2 pseudogenes are annotated in these 527 nt (G+C 65.7%); one reads left to right on the forward strand and one right to left on the reverse strand.

The window, feature by feature from the left end:
* A pseudogene (locus MKK82_RS12655) lies at positions 1–185 on the forward strand (hypothetical protein); the annotation flags it as partial.
* A 161-nt stretch (positions 186–346) separates the two neighbouring features.
* Here the strand turns inward: MKK82_RS12655 and MKK82_RS12660 are convergent.
* A pseudogene (locus MKK82_RS12660) lies at positions 347–527 on the reverse strand (hypothetical protein); the annotation flags it as partial.

A 527-nucleotide genomic window follows, 5' to 3' on the forward strand; every position in this document is an offset into this window, starting at 1 on the left:
TGCGCGAGGCCGGCACGACCGCTGCTCAACATGGGGTGGGCTCGCTCAGCCTATTGCACCTCGCAGATATGACGAAGCCTAAGCCGCAGGCCTGCGAGGTGAAGATCGACGGTGAATGGCGTGCCGTCAGCCTCACTGAGGGCGCTGTCGATCACGTGGCAGCCGTGACACGTTGCCCGGCCTGACCCGGAAAGGTGATGATCCTCGTCGCTTACAGGTGGCCCACTGTCCGCCGCATCATGTTGCACCGGAGGCCACATACCGGCTGCCCTTTGAAAGCAGACACGTACTCTGGCACGCCCTCGCCACACCCGCAGGCAATTGGATAATGCCAGCTCAGTCGCCATCATCCTCGGCCAGAGCGTCGTCGTAAGCGTCTAGCAGCCCCCCGGCTGAACAGCGGCTTGCGGGCCTGAAGCCGCTCCTCGTCCTCGCTGTGGAAGGCGATGCGCCGGTGGCCCGCGCGCATCGCCCGCTCGAGGTGCACGTCGTCCTCGATCATCAGCGCCGCCGTGGAACTGCCCGCG

The organism is Methylobacterium sp. E-046, from assembly GCF_022829625.1.
In the GTDB taxonomy this organism is placed as follows: Bacteria; Pseudomonadota; Alphaproteobacteria; order Rhizobiales; family Beijerinckiaceae; genus Methylobacterium; species Methylobacterium longum.